Here is a 17,834-nt window from a genome sequence, read left to right on the forward strand (position 1 = left end):
CCTCTGACCCCTGGCTCAGTAAAAGCGCCGATGAAGATCAGGGAATATCATCTGCGCGAACCATACGGGTAGGCCGGGAAAAATCGAGCGTGACTTGGCAGACGGCGCTTCAACTACGCCCAAATCAATTAACTTTTTAAGCTGATCACTTGCTACGCGATCATGCAGCCCAGAAAAGATTTTGAAGTCCGCTCGGGCAATCTCACCTTGAGTTAGCAGGATATGGATGGCCTTGGCCATTTCCGGCTTCACTCCAGCCCCAATGAATCGCTCCTCAAGCCCAATCACTCTCTCAAGCCGCTGACGCAGACTTACCAGGCCCATCGCTTGTTCTACATACTCCATCTGATCAATGCAGACTTGCAGCATGAACTCTACAAATTCGAACAACCCACTTTGAGTCAGCTGACCACGACCGTCGAGATCACCGCGACGCGGCTGGTCCGCTGCACGCAAGCGTCCATAGTACTCATCCTGTTTTCGTGCCAGCCCCCGAGAAAGTGACCAAAGCGGGGACGCTAGCCCAAGGCGCATCAACTGCAAGTGCGTAATCATGCGCACGACTCGGCCATTGCCATCTTCAAATGGGTGAATAAACGCAAGACGATGGTGATAAGCAAGAGCGCTGAGAATTCGCGACGTCAGATCAGGTTGCCCCCCATATACCTGTTGAAGGCGGGTGAGCATGGGGGCGACGGATTCCCAGGCAGGCGCTGCATGATCACCCACCAAGACATTGCGTTGTGCACTATCACGCAATTGACCCGGCACCATTAAGCGCCCATCACTCAGCCGCAAGTCGTCGTCGCTGGCACCTGTAAAAAGGCGGCGATGAATGACAGAAATGAATTCAGGGGCAAAGAACACGCTCCAAGGCGCGTCAATTGATTTCGGCCGACGTACTGTTCGCTCCAGTAACGCCTGAACGCCGATGTGACTTTCGGCCAGCTCACGCAGTTCTTTGGAGTCGCGCCTGGGTACTCGTGTAGATAACGTAGCAGGCTCGGTGAATTGGCCTTCAATCAGGTTGCTGTAGTAACTATTGGTGATCCGCATCAGGCCGCCGATGCGAATAGCGGTGTTTTCGGGGAGCAAACCCGTGAGTTTTCCGGCACGAAACGATAGCGTCTCTGCCGTACGTAAAATCGACGCAGGAAAACCTGGCGATGGCCAGACAGGTTCCAACCAGTGATTACCGGACATGAACTTCTGCGTCATTTTCCTCACCATTTTCCGATTTTTTTTCGAATCTGTTATCCTTTAAGGTCCAATAATAACGGGATAAATCCAAGATTTTATACAACTATCTGCTAAACATTTTTCTGATTTTTTTTCTGATTCTTTTTGGCCTATACAACCAGCTCCACGTAGTTCGACTCCCCGCCTCCCGTCGCCCCCGACAACCAACCCCACACGAAACTCAGCGTGGTACGCCCGGCAGCATCGACACCGATGATGCCCCGCGACCAGCCGGCCAGCAGCTCACCTTCCAGTGTCAGGCACTGATACAGCAGCTCGATAACGTCTGGGCCTGTGACGCGGCCGACCTGCGTACCCAGGCGGATGCGACCGCCTTGGTAGGTACTGGAAATGGCATCTCCCTCAACAAGGTAATGAAACACCGTTCCCGCGCCGGATAGCCCGTGGGTGTTATTGGCGACGGTGAATCGGCGGTTGTGCAAACGCTCGTGGATTTGTGAGGGGGTGTTCATCGAAGGCGCGTCCTTTCGCGGGTACCTGGAGACCCGGGCGGGCCTCCAGGGTGGAGCGGGTTACTCCACCGTCACCGACTTCGCCAGGTTGCGCGGCTGGTCGACGTCGGTGCCTTTGAGCACGGCGACGTAGTACGACAGCAGTTGCAGCGGGATGGTGTAGAGGATCGGCGACAGGGTGTCGTGGATGTGCGGCATGTTGATGACGTGGGTGCCTTCGCCGTTGGTCATGCCGGCTTTTTCGTCGGCGAACACGATCAGTTGGCCGCCACGGGCGCGGACTTCCTGCAGGTTGGACTTGAGCTTCTCCAGCAGTTCGTTGTTCGGCGCGACGGTGACCACCGGCATGTCGTCGTCCACCAGGGCCAACGGGCCGTGCTTGAGCTCACCGGCCGGGTAGGCTTCGGCGTGGATGTACGAAATTTCCTTGAGCTTCAGGGAGCCTTCCATCGCCACCGGGTACTGCGCGCCACGGCCGAGGAACAGGGTGTGGTTCTTGTCGGCGAACAGCTCGGCGACTTTTTCCACGGTGCTGTCCATGGCCAAGGCTTCGCCCAGGCGGGTCGGCAGGCGGCGCAGTTCTTCCACCAGAGTGGCTTCGACGCCGGCAGCCAAGGTGCCGCGAACCTGGCCCAGGGACAGGGTCAGCAGCAACAGGCCGACCAACTGGGTGGTGAAGGCTTTGGTGGAGGCCACGCCGATTTCGCGACCGGCCTGGGTCAGCAGGGTCAGGTCGGACTCACGCACCAGGGAGCTGATGCTGACGTTGCAGATCGCCAGGCTGGCGAGGAAGCCCAGCTCTTTGGCATTGCGCAGCGCGGCCAGGGTGTCGGCGGTTTCGCCGGACTGGGAAATGGTCACGAACAGCGTGTCGGGCTGCACCACCACCTTGCGGTAGCGGAACTCACTGGCGACTTCGACCTGGCACGGGATGCCGGCCAGTTCTTCCAGCCAGTAACGAGCAACCATACCGGCGTGGTAGCTGGTGCCACAGGCCACGATCTGCACATTGCGCACTTTGGCGAACAGCTCGGCGGCTTGCGGGCCGAAGGCGTTGACCAGCACTTGCTTGTCACCAAGGCGGCCTTCCAGGGTGCGCTGCACCACGGCCGGTTGTTCGTGGATTTCCTTGAGCATGAAGTGGCGGAACTCGCCTTTGTCGGCAGCCTCGGCACCGTCGCGGTATTGCACGGCTTCGCGTTCGACGGAATTACCGTTCACGTCCCAGATCGCCACGCTTTCACGGCGAATGTCAGCAATATCGCCCTCCTCCAGGTACATGAAGCGGTCGGTCACCTGGCGCAGGGCCAGTTGGTCGGAGGCGAGGAAGTTCTCGCCCAGGCCCAGGCCGATCACCAGCGGGCTGCCACTGCGGGCGGCGACCACGCGGTCAGGTTGGCTGGCGCTGACCACGGCCAGACCATAGGCGCCGTGCAGCTCCTTGACCGTGGCCTTGAGGGCGGCGGTCAGGTCACTGTGGTCCTTGAGCTTGTGGTTGAGCAGGTGGGCGATGACTTCGGTGTCGGTATCCGAGGTGAACACGTAGCCCATGCTCTTGAGCTGTTCGCGCAGCACTTCGTGGTTTTCGATGATGCCGTTGTGCACCACGGCCAAGTCACCGGAGAAGTGCGGGTGGGCGTTGCGCTCGCACGGTGCGCCGTGGGTGGCCCAGCGGGTGTGGGCAATCCCCAGGCGACCCACCAGCGGCTCGCCGGCCAACGCCTGCTCCAACTCGCTGACCTTGCCTGGGCGGCGCATGCGCTCAAGCTTGCCGGCGTTGGTGAAGACGGCCACACCCGCGCTGTCGTAGCCCCGGTATTCCAGGCGCTTGAGACCTTCGAGCAGGATGGCAGTAACGTTACGTTCGGCGACTGCGCCAACAATTCCACACATGGTGCTTCTCCTAGATGATTGCCGCGCATATCAGCGTAATGCCGCGGGCTTGGATCTGGTCGCGGGCCTCAAGCGGCAGGCGATCATCGGTAATAAGGGTATGGACGCTGCTCCAGGGCAGTTCCAGGTTGGGAATCTTGCGGCCGATCTTGTCGGATTCGACCATCACCACCACTTCACGGGCGACCTCGGCCATCACACGGCTCAAGCCCAGTAATTCGTTGAAGGTGGTGGTGCCACGTTGCAGATCGATGCCGTCGGCGCCGATGAACAGTTGATCAAAGTCGTAGGAACGCAACACCTGCTCGGCGACCTGGCCCTGGAACGAGTCCGAATGCGGGTCCCAGGTGCCGCCGGTCATCAACAGCACCGGTTCGTGCTCCAGTTCGCTCAAGGCGCTGGCCACGTGCAGGGAGTTGGTCATGACCACCAGGCCGGGCTGGTGGCCCAGTTCCGGGATCATGGCGGCGGTAGTGCTGCCGCTGTCGATGATGATGCGGGCGTGTTCACGCAAACGCATCACCGCAGCACGGGCGATCGCACGTTTGTAGGCCGAGACCGGTTGGGCGGGGTCGCCCACCAGTTCCTGAGGCATGGTGATCGCGCCACCGTAGCGACGCAGCAACAGGCCGTTACTTTCGAGCGCGGCCAAGTCCTTGCGGATAGTGACTTCCGAGGTTTCGAAACGCTTGGCCAGTTCGTCCACGCTGACTTCGCCCTGTTCGTTGAGCAAGGTCAGGATGTTGTGGCGTCGTTGGGGTGTATTTCGTTTCGACATGGTAATTATAAGTTTCGTTTCGAAAGATAACGAAGGCAATCAAAACCTATTGAGAAGATATCGTCAAGCGTCGGAAACAGATTTTTCAAGCAACACACACAAATGTGGGAGGAGGCTTGCCCCCGATTGCAGTAGATCAGTCGACTGAAACATTGACTGAAAATCCGCCATCGGGGGCAAGCCCCCTCCCACATCTGGATAACGCTGCTGATAAGGCTGTGGATAACTCAGGTCTTCTTGATTTTGACCGGGCGTTTCCAGCCGTCGATGTTACGTTGGCGTGCACGGGCCACGGCCAGTTGGGACTTATCCACATCCTGGTTGATGGTTGAGCCCGCAGCAGTGTTCGAACCATCACCTATCGTCACAGGTGCAATCAGCGAGTTATTCGAGCCGATGAAGACGTCCTCACCAATAGTGGTCTGGTACTTATTGGCACCGTCGTAGTTGCAGGTGATCGCGCCTGCGCCGATGTTGCTGCGCGCACCGATCACCGCATCCCCCAGGTAAGCCAGGTGGCCGGCCTTTGCATCATCGCCCATGCGTGCGTTTTTCAGTTCGACGAAATTGCCGACGTGCGCCCTGGCGCCCATCACAGTGCCCGGACGCAACCGCGCAAAAGGCCCGGCATCGCTGCCCTCGCCCATTACGGCGCCGTCGATATGGCTGTTGGCCTTGACCACCACGCCCTTGCGCAGGGTGCTGTCCTTGATCACGCAGTTCGGGCCGATGACCACGTTGTCTTCGATGATCACGCGGCCTTCGAGGATCACGTTGATGTCGATCAGCACATCGCGGCCGACGGTGACCTCACCGCGTACGTCAAAACGCGCAGGGTCGCGCAGGGTCACGCCCTGGGCCATCAGGCGGCGGCCTTCACGCAGTTGGTAGTGACGCTCGAGCTCTGCAAGCTGCTTGCGATCATTGGCGCCCTGTACTTCCATCGGGTCGTGGGGCTGCTCGGTGGCGACCAGCAGGCCATCACTCACGGCCATCTCGATCACGTCGGTGAGGTAGTACTCGCCCTGGGCGTTGTTGTTAGACAGGCGGCTCATCCAGTCGGCGAGCTTATTGGCAGGCACCGCAAGGATGCCGGTGTTGCCTTCGGTGATAGCCCGCTGGGCTTCACTGGCGTCCTTGTGCTCGACGATCGCCGCGACCTTGCCGTCGGCACCGCGCACGATGCGCCCGTAACCGGTGGGGTCATCCAGCTCAACGGTGAGCAGGCCCATCTGGCCGGGCACCACATGCTTGAGCAGGCGTTGCAGGGTTTCCACTTCGATCAGCGGCACGTCACCGTAGAGGATCAGCACGGTGTCGGCGGTAATGAACGGCACAGCTTGCGCGGTGGCGTGGCCGGTGCCCAGTTGTTTGTCCTGTAATACGAAATTCAGGTCATCCGCCGCCAGGCGCTCGCGCACCACATCAGCACCGTGGCCGATCACCACGTGGATACGTTGCGGGTCCAGTTGACGAGCGCTGTGGATAACATGCCCAAGCATGGAATTGCCCGCGACCGGGTGCAGCACCTTGGGCAGGGCCGAACGCATGCGGGTGCCCTGGCCTGCGGCGAGAATGACGATTTCAAGAGACATGAATGGCTACCAATCCTGGGCGGTCCGGCTTCAGACCAAAGATGTGTTGTGCTAAAAAAGAAAAAGGGTAGCCGAGGCTACCCTTTTTAATCAATCGCGCATAAGCATCACGGCGTCGCCGCTTACTTCTTGCGGATCTGCTGGAGCGTGCGCAGCTGAGCTGCAGCCTCGGCCAGACGTACAGCAGCAGCGCTGTAGTCGAAGTCCGCACCCTTTTCGTTCAGGGCCTTCTCGGCAGCCTTGACGGCTTCCTGAGCGGAGGCTTCATCCAGGTCGCCAGCACGTTGCACGGTGTCGGCAAGTACCTTGACCATGTTCGGCTGAACCTCAAGGAAACCACCGGAGATGTAAAACACCTCCTTTTCCCCGCCTTGCTTGGTCAGAGTGATCGGACCTGGCTTCAAGCTGGTGATCAATGGCGCGTGGCCCATGGCAATACCCAGGTCACCGAGTTCGCCGTGTGCAATCACCATTTCTACCAGACCGGAGAAGATTTCCCCTTCCGCGCTGACGATATCGCAATGGACTGTCATAGCCATCTGATTGCCTCAACCTGATGAGCGCCCGTTTCCGGGCGCCTGGATTACAGTTTCTTGGCTTTCTCGATCGCTTCTTCGATGCCGCCGACCATGTAGAACGCTTGTTCTGGCAGGTGGTCGTAGTCACCGTTGAGGATGCCTTTGAAGCCAGCAATGGTGTCTTTCAGGGAAACGTATTTACCCGAAGCACCGGTGAAGACTTCAGCCACGAAGAACGGCTGCGACAAGAAGCGCTGGATCTTACGAGCACGGTTTACCAACTGCTTGTCGGCTTCCGACAGCTCGTCCATACCCAGGATCGCAATGATGTCCTTCAGTTCTTTGTAACGCTGCAGCACGTACTGAACGCCGCGAGCGGTGTCGTAGTGCTCCTGGCCGATCACGTTCGGGTCCAGCTGGCGCGAAGTCGAGTCGAGTGGATCGACCGCTGGGTAGATACCCAGGGAAGCGATGTCACGGGACAGAACGACGGTGGCGTCCAAGTGGGCGAAGGTGGTCGCAGGCGATGGGTCGGTCAAGTCATCCGCAGGTACGTATACCGCTTGGATCGAAGTGATCGAACCTTCCTTGGTCGAAGTGATACGTTCCTGCAGAACGCCCATCTCTTCAGCCAGGGTCGGCTGGTAACCTACTGCGGAAGGCATACGGCCCAGCAGTGCGGATACTTCAGTACCGGCCAGGGTGTAACGGTAGATGTTGTCGACGAACAGCAGAACGTCGTTACCTTCGTCACGGAACTTCTCGGCCATGGTCAGGCCAGTCAGTGCTACGCGCAGACGGTTTCCCGGCGGCTCGTTCATCTGACCGTAGACCAGTGCCACTTTGTCCAGAACGTTGGAGTCCTTCATCTCGTGGTAGAAGTCGTTACCCTCACGAGTACGCTCACCCACACCGGCGAACACGGAATAACCGCTGTGCTCGATGGCGATGTTACGGATCAGTTCCATCATGTTTACGGTCTTGCCTACACCGGCACCACCGAACAGACCGACTTTACCGCCCTTGGCGAACGGGCAAACCAGGTCGATAACCTTGATGCCGGTTTCCAGCAGGTCGTTGCCGCCAGCCTGTTCCGCGAACGAAGGTGCTGGACGGTGAATGCCCCAGCGCTCTTCGGTGTCGATCGGGCCAGCTTCGTCAATCGGGTTGCCCAGTACGTCCATGATCCGGCCCAGGGTCGCTTTACCGACCGGTACGGAGATGGCAGCGCCAGAGTCGATAACGTCCAGACCGCGCTTCAAGCCTTCGGTGGAACCCATCGCAATGGTACGAACTACGCCGTCGCCCAGCTGCTGCTGAACTTCCAGAGTAGTTTCCGCGCCTTGTACTTTCAGCGCGTTGTAGATGCTCGGTACGCTGTCGCGTGGAAATTCCACGTCGATAACGGCGCCGATGATTTGAACGATACGTCCGCTACTCATAGCTGGATCCTCTGAATATTTGAACCGTTAAACCGCGGCAGCGCCGCCGACGATTTCCGAGATCTCTTGGGTGATCGCAGCCTGACGCGCCTTGTTGTAGATCAGCTGCAAATCGCTGATCAGATCACCGGCGTTATCGGTAGCGTTTTTCATCGCGATCATCCGCGCCGCTTGTTCAGCTGCGTTGTTCTCGACCACCGCCTGGTACACCTGCGACTCCACGTAGCGCACCATCAAGCCGTCAAGCAGCTCTTTGGCGTCTGGTTCGTAGAGGTAGTCCCAGTGGTGCTTGAGTTCCTGATCCGGAGTCGCCACCAGTGGAATCAATTGCTCCACGGTTGGCTGCTGGGTCATGGTGTTGATGAACTTGTTGGATACCACGGAGAGGCGGTCGATCCGGCCTTCCAGGTAAGCATCCAGCATCACCTTCACACTGCCGATCAAATCATTGATCGACGGCTCTTCACCCAGGTGGCTGATAGCTGCAACGACGTTACCGCCGAAGTTGCGGAAAAAGGCCGCACCCTTGCTACCAACAACACACAGATCGATCTCGACGCCGTTTTCGCGGTTTACCGCCATGTCCTTGACCAGGGCCTTGAACAGGTTGGTATTCAAACCACCGCACAAACCACGGTCACTGCTCACTACCACATAACCCACACGCTTGACGGCGCGCTCGATCATGAACGGGTGGCGGTATTCCGGGTTGGCGTTGGCCAGATGCCCAATTACCTGGCGGATACGCTCCGCATAAGGACGGCTAGCAGCCATGCGCATTTGTGCCTTGCGCATTTTGCTGACCGCCACTTTTTCCATGGCGCTGGTAATTTTTTGCGTGCTTTTGATGCTCGCAATCTTACTGCGAATCTCTTTTGCGCCTGCCATGTAACACCTATCAGGTTAGCAAGCGGGAGCCTTGCGGCTCCCGCTGCGGCTTACCAGGTTTGGGTGGCCTTGAACTTCTCGATACCGGCTTTCATGCCAGCGTCGATATCGTCATTGAAGTCACCCTTCACGTTGATCTTCGCCATCAATTCGGCGTGATCGCGGTTGAAGTAAGCAATCAGCGCTTGTTCAAAGCTGCCGACCTTGGCGATTTCAACGTCGGTCAGGAACCCACGCTCAGCGGCATACAGCGACAACGCCATGTCAGCGATCGACATTGGGGCGTATTGCTTCTGCTTCATCAGCTCGGTAACGCGCTGACCATGCTCAAGTTGCTTACGGGTCGCTTCGTCCAGGTCAGAAGCGAACTGGGCGAATGCGGCCAGTTCACGGTACTGAGCCAGAGCGGTACGGATACCACCGGAGAGCTTCTTGATGATCTTGGTCTGAGCGGCACCACCCACACGGGATACCGAAACACCGGCGTTCACTGCAGGGCGGATGCCCGAGTTGAACATGGCCGATTCCAGGAAGATCTGACCGTCGGTGATGGAAATCACGTTGGTCGGAACGAACGCGGAAACGTCGCCAGCCTGGGTTTCGATGATCGGCAGTGCGGTCAGGGAACCGGTTTTGCCGGTCACTGCGCCGTTGGTGAACTTCTCTACGTACTCTTCCGAAACGCGGGATGCGCGCTCCAGCAGACGGGAGTGGAGATAGAACACGTCGCCTGGGTAGGCTTCACGGCCTGGTGGACGGCGCAGCAGCAGGGAAATCTGGCGGTAAGCCACTGCTTGCTTGGACAGATCGTCATAAACGATCAGCGCGTCTTCACCGCGGTCGCGGAAGAATTCACCCATGGTGCAACCGGAGTACGGTGCCAGGAATTGCAGCGCAGGAGATTCCGAAGCACTGGCAGCCACGATGATCGTGTTGGCCAGGGCGCCGTTTTCTTCCAGCTTGCGAACCACGTTGGCGATGGTCGATTGCTTCTGACCGATCGCTACGTAGACGCAGAAAATGCCGCTGTTCTTCTGGTTGATGATCGCGTCGATCGCCAGAGCGGTTTTACCGATCTGACGGTCACCGATGATCAGCTCACGCTGGCCACGGCCGACTGGGATCATGGCATCGACAGCCTTGTAGCCAGTCTGTACAGGCTGGTCTACCGACTTACGCCAGATCACGCCTGGAGCAACTTTCTCGACCGCGTCGGTCTCGGTGTTGCCCAGTGGACCTTTACCGTCAACAGGGTTACCCAGTGCGTCGACTACGCGACCCAGCAATTCCTTACCAACCGGAACCTCCAGGATGCGGCCAGTGCACTTGGCGCTCATGCCTTCAGCCAGACTGGTGTACGCGCCCAATACCACGGCACCTACGGAGTCTTGCTCCAGGTTGAGGGCCATACCGTAGACGCCGCCCGGAAACTCGATCATCTCGCCGTACATAACGTCGGCCAGACCGTGAATCCGCACGATGCCGTCAGATACGCTGACGACAGTGCCTTCGTTACGGGCTTGGGAGGTCACATCGAGCTTGTCGATGCGGCCCTTGATAATTTCACTTATTTCGGAAGGATTGAGTTGCTGCATTGCTCTGCTGCCCCTTCAAACTCAAGATTTCAATGCTTCGGCAAGATTCGCGAGTTTGCCGCGAATCGAGCCATCGATAACCAGGTCGCCGGCGCGAATGACAACACCCCCAATAAGGGATGGGTCTTCCGCAACTTGCAGGCGCACTTCCCGGTCGAGTCGTGCACTGAGAACCTTGGCGAGTTTGTCTTGCTGTTCTTGGTTCAATGCAAAAGCACTGGTCACTTCAACGTCTACCGATTTCTCTTGCTCGGCCTTGTACAGGTCGAACAGAGCGGCAATCTCCGGCAAAAGCAGGAGACGGTCGTTTTCGGCGATGACATTGATGAAGTTCTGCACTTTCACATCAAACTTGTCGCCGCACACTTCAATAAAAGTGGCGGCCTTGTCTGCGCTCGTCAGTCGCGGGGCCTTGAGCACGCGCTGCATGGTGCCGTCTTGCGACACTGCTGCAGCCAGGCCGAGCATGGCTGACCAAGAGGCCAGCTGCTGGTGGGCCTGGGCGTGCTCGAAGGCTGCCTTAGCGTAAGGTCGGGCCAACGTGGTCAATTCTGCCATGATCGCCCTCGCTTAAATTTCAGCAGCCAGTTTGTTAACCAGCTCCGCGTGCGCGTTTTGATCAATTGTGGCACCCAGGATCTTCTCAGCACCGCCGACGGCCAGAGCACCCAGTTGGGCACGCAGCGCATCTTTGACACCGTTCAGTTCCTGCTCGATCTCGGCTTGAGCCTGAACCTTCACACGGTCAGCGTCGATACGGGCTTTTTCAACAGCCTCTTCAACAATCTGGTTACCGCGTTTCTTGGCTTGCTCAATGATTTCGGCTGCTTGAGCTTTCGCTTCGCGCAGTTGCTGACCCGCTTTATCTTGGGCCAACTCCAGGTCGCGAGCTGCTCGTGCGGCAGCGTCCAGTCCATCCGCGATCTTCTTTTGACGTTCGTGCAAAGCCGCGATGACCGGAGGCCATACGAACTTCATGCAGAAAACGACAAAAATCAAGAACGCTAAGGACTGACCAATAATGGTTGCATTAATGTTCACGCCAATACCTCGCTCATTCGTTGCACAACACACCAATCACTCGAAAAACGAGTGATTAACCGGCGAGTTGACCAACGAAGGGGTTCGCGAAGGTGAAGAACAGAGCGATACCAACGCCGATCATGGTCACGGCGTCGAGCAGGCCGGCAACGATGAACATTTTAACTTGCAGCATTGGAACCATTTCTGGCTGACGCGCTGCGCCTTCCAGGAACTTGCCGCCCAGCAGGCCGAAACCAATGGCAGTACCCAGGGCGCCCAGGCCGATCAACAGTGCAACAGCGATAGCGGTTAGACCAACTACAGTTTCCATCTTTCCTCCCGACTTTTACGTCGTATGGTTTAGGTTTTTTAGATTTTAAAGCGGTAAAACAAATCGTTTCATAGCCCTGGTGGGCCACCTTCCCGTTTCACCGGGAAGGACATCAGGCTAGTCGAGACTGGCCTTAATGGTTCTCTTCGTGCGCCATCGACAGGTAGACGATGGTCAGCATCATGAAGATGAAGGCCTGCAGGGTGATGATCAGGATGTGGAACACAGCCCACGCCCACTGCAGAACAATGCCCAGGCCGCTGAGCCAGAGCAGGCCGCTGCCGAACATCACAGCGATCAGAATGAACACCAGCTCGCCGGCATACATGTTGCCGAACAGTCGCAGGGCCAGGGAGATCGGCTTGGCGATCAGGGTGACGAATTCCAGCAGGAAGTTCACCGGGATCAGCAGGGCTTGAACGAAGATGTTCTTGCTGCCGAACGGGTGCAGGGTCAGCTCGCCGATGAAGCCGCCGATGCCCTTGATCTTGATGCTGTAGAAAATGATCAACGCAAATACCGACAGGGCCATGCCCAGGGTAGCGTTCGGGTCAGTGGTCGATACGGCACGGAATGGAATGTGCGGGTCGCCGGAAATCGCCATGGCCAACTGAGGGATCCAGTCAACCGGGATCAGGTCGACGGCGTTCATCAGGAACACCCAGACGAAGATGGTCAGTGCCAACGGTGCAATCACCGGGCTACGGCCATGGAAGCTGTCTTTCACGCTGCCATCGACGAATTCGACCAGTACTTCAACGAAGTTCTGCAAAGCACCTGGTTGACCGGAAGTCGCCTTCTTTGCCGCCATGCGGAAAATCAGGACGAAGATCAGACCCAAAGCGACCGACCAGCCCAGAGTATCCAGGTGGAAAGCCCAGAAGCCCATTTCTTTGGCTTCTGCTGCGGAGTGGGCAAAGCCCCAGCCGCCGTTGGGAAGCTGACCGAAGGTCAGGTTCTGCAAGTGGTGCTGGATATAGCCCGAAGCGGTTGTTTCTGCCATGGTTGCCTCAAACGCCCTAAGGTTTCGAAAGTCTTGTTTTCATCAGCAGGGGAGCGAACCAGCTGACCAGTTGGGTCAACACGAAGACGCCGAATACAGCCAGCGGCGCCAATGGCTTCACACCTGCAAAGGTCAGTGCAAACAGCACTGCCGTCAAAATCAGTTTCCCCGCCTCGCCGGCATAAAAAGACCGGACGATAGCCTGGGCTGCTCGGGCGCCGGAAAACCGAAAGGCCCTGTGAGCAAAATACATATTGGGCAGCAAGGCTATCAGGCCTCCGCAGAGTCCTGAATATCCGGCTACGACTCCATGCCAGTACCAAAGCGCCAATGCGGCGATCAGCAAGATGACAAATTGAGCCAATAAAACCGGAAAAACAGCCAAGCGATGGAAGGGCAACGTGTTTGGCGTGCGGGTTTCCATCACTCTTGCTCCTCAATAGTCGGCTGCCGGAAATCAATAACTTGGCATAATTTGTGCCGACAAAATGCGCGCAGAGTATAGGGGCGGTTCTGCCCCTATTCAACTGCCGGGTAGTGATTTCCGATCACGCGCTACATAAGCAAATGTTTCAGCGGATGTGGGCAAGGACGCCCTGAAGCTCATCAAGGGAGTTATATCCGATGACCAATTGCCCTTTGCCTTTCTTACCGTGGCGAATTTGTACCGCAGAGCCCAGGCGCTCGGCCAGGCGCTGCTCGAGACGCGCAATATCCGGATCAGGTTTGGCTGTTTCTACCGGTGCAGGTTTGCCGCTGAGCCACTGGCGAACCAGGGCCTCGGTCTGACGAACGGTGAGCCCTCGTGCGACAACGTGTCGCGCCCCTTCAACCTGTTGATTTTCCGGCAGACCGAGCAAAGCACGGGCGTGGCCCATCTCGAGGTCGCCATGGGACAACATGGTCTTGATGACTTCCGGCAGCGCGATCAGGCGCAGCAAGTTGGACACGGTGACACGGGATTTACCCACGGCCTCGGCGACCTGTTGCTGGGTCAGCTGGAATTCCTGCTGCAAACGCTGCAAGGCGATCGCTTCCTCGATGGGATTGAGGTCTTCACGCTGGATATTCTCGATCAACGCCATGGCGATGGCGGTTTCATCCGTTACATCGCGCACCATCGCCGGGATGGTGTCCTTGCCCGCCTGCTGGCTGGCGCGCCAGCGGCGTTCACCGGCAATGATTTCAAAGCGGCCGCCGCCGATCGGGCGCACCACAATCGGCTGCATCACGCCCTGGGCCTTGATCGAATTGGCCAGTTCCTCCAGCGCCTGGGGGTCCATGTCCCGGCGTGGCTGGTATTTGCCGCGCTGGATCAGGTCCAGGGGCAGGTGCTGCAGCTCGCGTTCGTCAGCCTGCACCGCTTGTTCTTCAAGCGATGTGACGGTCGGACCACTCAGCAGTGCATCCAGTCCACGTCCGAGACCTCGTTTCTTGACGGCCATGGGGATTCCTTAAGTTGGCTGGGCTGCAGCGGTGCGTGAGTTGCGGCGTTGACGACGAACCATCTCGCCGGCCAATGCCAGGTAGGCAATGGCACCACGGGATGATTTGTCGTACGCCAGCGCGGGCATGCCATAGCTTGGCGCTTCGGCCAGGCGGATGTTGCGTGGAATCACGGTGTCGTACAGCTGGTCGCCAAAGTGTTCCTTGAGCTGCGCCGACACATCGTTCATCAGGCTCAGGCGCGGATCGAACATGGTTCGCAGCAGGCCTTCGATCTGCAGGTTCGGGTTGAGCAGCTCGGCGATACGCTTGATGTTATCCACAAGGTCGCTCAACCCTTCCAGCGCGTAGTACTCGCACTGCATGGGGATAATCACCCCATCGGCAGCCACCAATGCGTTAAGCGTGAGCATCGACAGCGACGGTGGGCAGTCGATCAAAATGTAGTCGTAGTTCTCGCGGATCGGTGCCAACGCGCTGCGCAGACGGCTTTCCTTCATCTGCATTTCCAGCAGCACCACTTCCGCCGCAGTCAAATCGCGGTTGGCCGGCAGCAGTTGATAACCGCCATGCTCGGAGTAGTGCATGGCCTGGGCCAGGTCGCACTCGCCAATCAGCAAGTCGTAGACCGAGTTTTCCAGGCCGTGTTTATCCACACCGCTACCCATGGTGGCGTTGCCCTGTGGATCGAGATCGATCAACAGCACCCGGCGCTTGGTGGCAACCAGGGATGCTGCGAGGTTGATGCAGGTGGTGGTTTTGCCCACGCCACCTTTCTGGTTCGCTATCGCGAATACCTTAGCCATTCTTGCTTGTGTTCCCAATCATGCCGTGCGGCGCAGTATCAGCAGATGGCGTTGGCCTTGGCAACCGGGTACGGCCAAGGCGTGTTCGCTATCGAGGTGGAAGTCTGCCGGCAATGCTAACAGCTCATCGCTTGGATGGACGCCCTTCATTGCCAGCCAGCGGGTGTCGTGGTCGCCCAGGTGACGAGTCCAGTTGCTGAAGTTCTCCATGCTGCTGAACGCCCGGGAAACAATTCCGTTGAAGGGCAACTCAGGCGTGAAGGCTTCGACGCGACTGTGGATAACGTGCAGGTTATCCAGCTTGAGTTCGAGTTTGACCTGGGTCAGGAAGCGGGTTTTCTTGCCGTTGCTGTCCAGGCAGGTCACTTGCGACTCGGGAAACAGGATAGCCAGCGGGATGCCAGGCATACCGCCACCACTGCCGACATCGAGCCAACGACCGTTTTCGATAAACGGCATCACGCTCAGACTGTCGAGCAAGTGACGGGAAACCATTTCGTCGGGATCACGCACGGCCGTCAGGTTGTAAGCCTTGTTCCATTTGATCAACAGGGCCAGGTAGCCCAGCAGCAAATCGTGCTGGGCCTCGGTCAAGTCCACGCCCAATTGGCGCGCACCTGTGGATAACTCTTCGGCGTGTTGCGAGGTGACCAACGAACTCAAGCGCTTTGCTCCAACTGACGGCCCGCGCCGCGTTTTTTCAAATGAATCATCAACAGCGAAATAGCTGCAGGGGTGACGCCCGGGATACGTGAAGCCTGCCCGAGGGTCTCGGGGCGAGTTATCCCCAGCTTGCTTTGGATTTCTTTCGACAATCCGGAAATACCGGTGTAGTCGATATCCACAGGCAGCCTGGTGTCTTCACTGGCGCGCAGACGAGCGATCTCGTCCTGCTGGCGGTCAATGTAACCGGCGTACTTGGTCTTGATTTCGACCTGCTCGGCAACCTGTGGATCATCGGCGCCGCCGCCGGTCACTTCGACCAGACCGGCGTAGTCGATTTCCGGACGGGACAGCAGGTTCAGCAGGTTGTATTCATGAGTCAGCGGCGTGCCGAATTTTTCCGCAATCGCGTCGCCCTGCTCGGTCCCGGGGCGAACCCAGGTACTTTTCAGGCGCTGCTCTTCAAGCTCGATGCTTTCGCGTTTTTTGCAGAAGGCCGCCCAGCGCGCATCGTCGACCAGGCCCAGTTCACGGCCTTTTTCGGTCAGGCGCAGGTCGGCGTTGTCTTCGCGCAGGATCAGGCGGTATTCCGCTCGGGAAGTGAACATCCGATACGGTTCCTGGGTTCCCAGGGTAATCAGGTCGTCGACCAACACGCCGATATACGCTTCATCGCGACGCGGGCACCAGCTGTCTTTGCCTTGTGCACGCAATGCGGCGTTGGTCCCGGCCAGCAAACCCTGGGCGCCGGCTTCTTCGTAGCCGGTGGTGCCGTTGATTTGCCCGGCGAAGAACAGGCCGCCGATAACCTTGGTTTCCAGGCTGTACTTCAGGTCACGCGGGTCGAAGTAGTCGTATTCGATGGCGTAGCCCGGACGCACGATGTGTGCGTTTTCCATGCCGCGAATCGATTGCACGATCTGGATTTGCACATCGAACGGCAGGGAAGTGGAAATCCCGTTCGGGTACAGCTCGTGGGTGGTCAAGCCTTCGGGTTCGATGAAGACCTGGTGGCTTTCCTTGTCGGCAAAGCGGTGGATCTTGTCTTCGATCGACGGGCAGTAACGCGGGCCAATACCTTCGATTACCCCGGAGTACATCGGCGAACGGTCGAGGTTCGCGGCAATGATTTCGTGAGTGCGCGCATTGGTATGGGTAATCCAGCAGCTCACCTGTTTGGGGTGTTGCTCCTTGGAACCCATGAACGACATTACCGGAATCGGAGTATCGCCCGCTTGTTCGGTCATCACCGAGAAATCCACGGAACGCCCGTCGATACGCGGTGGGGTCCCGGTTTTCAGGCGACCGACGCGCAGCGGCAATTCGCGCAGGCGTTTTGCCAGGGCAATCGACGGCGGATCACCGGCGCGGCCACCCGAATAGTTCTGCATGCCGATGTGGATAAGTCCGCCGAGGAACGTACCGGTGGTCAACACCACGGATTCTGCGAAGAAACGCAGGCCCATTTGGGTGACAACACCGCGAACCACGTCCTGTTCGACGATCAAGTCATCGGCGGCTTGTTGAAATATCCACAGGTTGGGCTGGTTTTCCAGGGTTTCGCGGACCGCGGCTTTGTACAGGATGCGGTCTGCCTGGGCCCGAGTGGCACGCACGGCCGGGCCTTTGCGGCTGTTGAGCACGCGAAATTGAATACCACCCTTGTCGGTAGCCTCGGCCATCACGCCACCAAGGGCGTCGATTTCCTTGACCAGATGGCTTTTGCCGATCCCACCAATGGCAGGGTTGCAACTCATGGCGCCGAGGGTTTCCACGTTATGCGTCAGCAACAGGGTTTTTACGCCCATGCGTGCTGACGCCAGTGCTGCCTCGGTACCGGCATGACCGCCGCCGATGACGATCACTTCAAAACGGGAAGGGAAATCCACCACGCACCTCGTGCCTGCTTATGTAGGTAATCAGGAATTGTTTGTTGAAAGGGTTTTGGAGCTTTGGCGGCAAGTATAGGGACTTCGCCCTTCCTAAAGAACCCTTTGCACAAAATTTAACCAGCTGTGGATGAATCACAGACAATAGAAATTAAAAGAGAGAAATTTATTAAATCTTTGTTTTTATGTTTATTTCTACTGGGCAACGTTTCTGTGGATAGATCTCTACAGGCCTTTATTTACAATGTGTAC

Annotated in this window: 18 protein-coding genes; all 18 read right to left on the reverse strand. The window is 57.9% G+C overall.

Features of this window, described 5'->3' with window-relative positions:
• Positions 1-15: 15 nt before the first annotated feature.
• The 18 genes from BLQ09_RS06925 to mnmG all read right to left on the reverse strand — a co-directional run bounded on the left by BLQ09_RS06925 (position 16) and on the right by mnmG (position 17,582).
• Complete coding sequence (locus BLQ09_RS06925; RefSeq protein ID WP_256221397.1) at positions 16-1,218, reverse strand: Fic family protein; 1,203 nt, start codon at positions 1,216-1,218, stop codon at positions 16-18.
• 131 nt (positions 1,219-1,349) lie between these two features.
• Positions 1,350-1,712, reverse strand: a complete 363-nt coding sequence (locus tag BLQ09_RS06930; protein WP_092355982.1) for an avidin-fold protein — start codon at positions 1,710-1,712, stop codon at positions 1,350-1,352.
• A 60-nt stretch (positions 1,713-1,772) separates the two neighbouring features.
• A complete protein-coding gene (gene glmS / locus BLQ09_RS06935; RefSeq protein ID WP_027608179.1) occupies positions 1,773-3,605 on the reverse strand; it encodes a glutamine--fructose-6-phosphate transaminase (isomerizing) in 1,833 nt (610 codons plus the stop codon).
• A gap of 10 nt (positions 3,606-3,615) precedes the next feature.
• Positions 3,616-4,383: a DeoR/GlpR family DNA-binding transcription regulator gene (locus BLQ09_RS06940; RefSeq protein WP_027608178.1), complete on the reverse strand. Its 768-nt coding sequence runs from the start codon at positions 4,381-4,383 to the stop codon at positions 3,616-3,618.
• Between the two features lie 227 nt (positions 4,384-4,610).
• Complete coding sequence (gene glmU, locus BLQ09_RS06945; RefSeq protein ID WP_027608177.1) at positions 4,611-5,978, reverse strand: bifunctional UDP-N-acetylglucosamine diphosphorylase/glucosamine-1-phosphate N-acetyltransferase GlmU; 1,368 nt, start codon at positions 5,976-5,978, stop codon at positions 4,611-4,613.
• Positions 5,979-6,100: 122 nt separating this feature from the next.
• Positions 6,101-6,517, reverse strand: coding sequence for a F0F1 ATP synthase subunit epsilon (locus BLQ09_RS06950; protein ID WP_003177061.1), 417 nt, complete (start codon positions 6,515-6,517; stop codon positions 6,101-6,103).
• A 44-nt stretch (positions 6,518-6,561) separates the two neighbouring features.
• Positions 6,562-7,938, reverse strand: a complete 1,377-nt coding sequence (atpD, locus tag BLQ09_RS06955) for a F0F1 ATP synthase subunit beta (RefSeq protein ID WP_003177062.1) — start codon at positions 7,936-7,938, stop codon at positions 6,562-6,564.
• A gap of 27 nt (positions 7,939-7,965) precedes the next feature.
• Positions 7,966-8,826 (reverse strand): F0F1 ATP synthase subunit gamma, encoded by an 861-nt coding sequence (gene atpG, locus BLQ09_RS06960; RefSeq protein ID WP_003195829.1) that lies wholly within the window; start codon positions 8,824-8,826, stop codon positions 7,966-7,968.
• A gap of 50 nt (positions 8,827-8,876) precedes the next feature.
• Positions 8,877-10,421, reverse strand: a complete 1,545-nt coding sequence (atpA, locus tag BLQ09_RS06965) for a F0F1 ATP synthase subunit alpha (RefSeq protein ID WP_003177064.1) — start codon at positions 10,419-10,421, stop codon at positions 8,877-8,879.
• A gap of 21 nt (positions 10,422-10,442) precedes the next feature.
• Positions 10,443-10,979 carry a F0F1 ATP synthase subunit delta gene (locus BLQ09_RS06970; protein ID WP_027608176.1) on the reverse strand — a complete coding sequence of 179 codons (537 nt, stop codon included), beginning with the start codon at positions 10,977-10,979 and terminating at the stop codon, positions 10,443-10,445.
• Between the two features lie 12 nt (positions 10,980-10,991).
• Positions 10,992-11,462 (reverse strand): F0F1 ATP synthase subunit B, encoded by a 471-nt coding sequence (locus tag BLQ09_RS06975; protein WP_008439543.1) that lies wholly within the window; start codon positions 11,460-11,462, stop codon positions 10,992-10,994.
• 55 nt (positions 11,463-11,517) lie between these two features.
• Positions 11,518-11,775: a F0F1 ATP synthase subunit C gene (gene atpE / locus BLQ09_RS06980; protein WP_002555987.1), complete on the reverse strand. Its 258-nt coding sequence runs from the start codon at positions 11,773-11,775 to the stop codon at positions 11,518-11,520.
• Positions 11,776-11,908: 133 nt separating this feature from the next.
• Positions 11,909-12,778 carry a F0F1 ATP synthase subunit A gene (atpB, locus tag BLQ09_RS06985; RefSeq protein ID WP_017736231.1) on the reverse strand — a complete coding sequence of 290 codons (870 nt, stop codon included), beginning with the start codon at positions 12,776-12,778 and terminating at the stop codon, positions 11,909-11,911.
• Positions 12,779-12,794: 16 nt separating this feature from the next.
• Positions 12,795-13,202 (reverse strand): F0F1 ATP synthase subunit I, encoded by a 408-nt coding sequence (locus BLQ09_RS06990; RefSeq protein ID WP_010565865.1) that lies wholly within the window; start codon positions 13,200-13,202, stop codon positions 12,795-12,797.
• Positions 13,203-13,350: 148 nt separating this feature from the next.
• Positions 13,351-14,223, reverse strand: coding sequence for a ParB/RepB/Spo0J family partition protein (locus BLQ09_RS06995; RefSeq protein ID WP_027608174.1), 873 nt, complete (start codon positions 14,221-14,223; stop codon positions 13,351-13,353).
• Between the two features lie 9 nt (positions 14,224-14,232).
• The gene (locus tag BLQ09_RS07000) at positions 14,233-15,030 is read right to left on the reverse strand and encodes a ParA family protein (RefSeq protein ID WP_016978715.1); all 798 of its coding nucleotides are present in this window, start codon (positions 15,028-15,030) and stop codon (positions 14,233-14,235) included.
• 18 nt (positions 15,031-15,048) lie between these two features.
• Positions 15,049-15,693, reverse strand: a complete 645-nt coding sequence (gene rsmG / locus BLQ09_RS07005) for a 16S rRNA (guanine(527)-N(7))-methyltransferase RsmG (RefSeq protein WP_092355985.1) — start codon at positions 15,691-15,693, stop codon at positions 15,049-15,051.
• Positions 15,690-17,582 carry a tRNA uridine-5-carboxymethylaminomethyl(34) synthesis enzyme MnmG gene (mnmG, locus tag BLQ09_RS07010; RefSeq protein ID WP_027608172.1) on the reverse strand — a complete coding sequence of 631 codons (1,893 nt, stop codon included), beginning with the start codon at positions 17,580-17,582 and terminating at the stop codon, positions 15,690-15,692. The genes rsmG and mnmG overlap by 4 nt, the downstream gene beginning before the upstream one ends.
• Positions 17,583-17,834 lie beyond the last annotated feature (252 nt).

The sequence above is a fragment of the Pseudomonas sp. NFACC25 genome, assembly GCF_900100935.1.
Lineage (GTDB): Bacteria > Pseudomonadota > Gammaproteobacteria > Pseudomonadales > Pseudomonadaceae > Aquipseudomonas > Aquipseudomonas marginalis.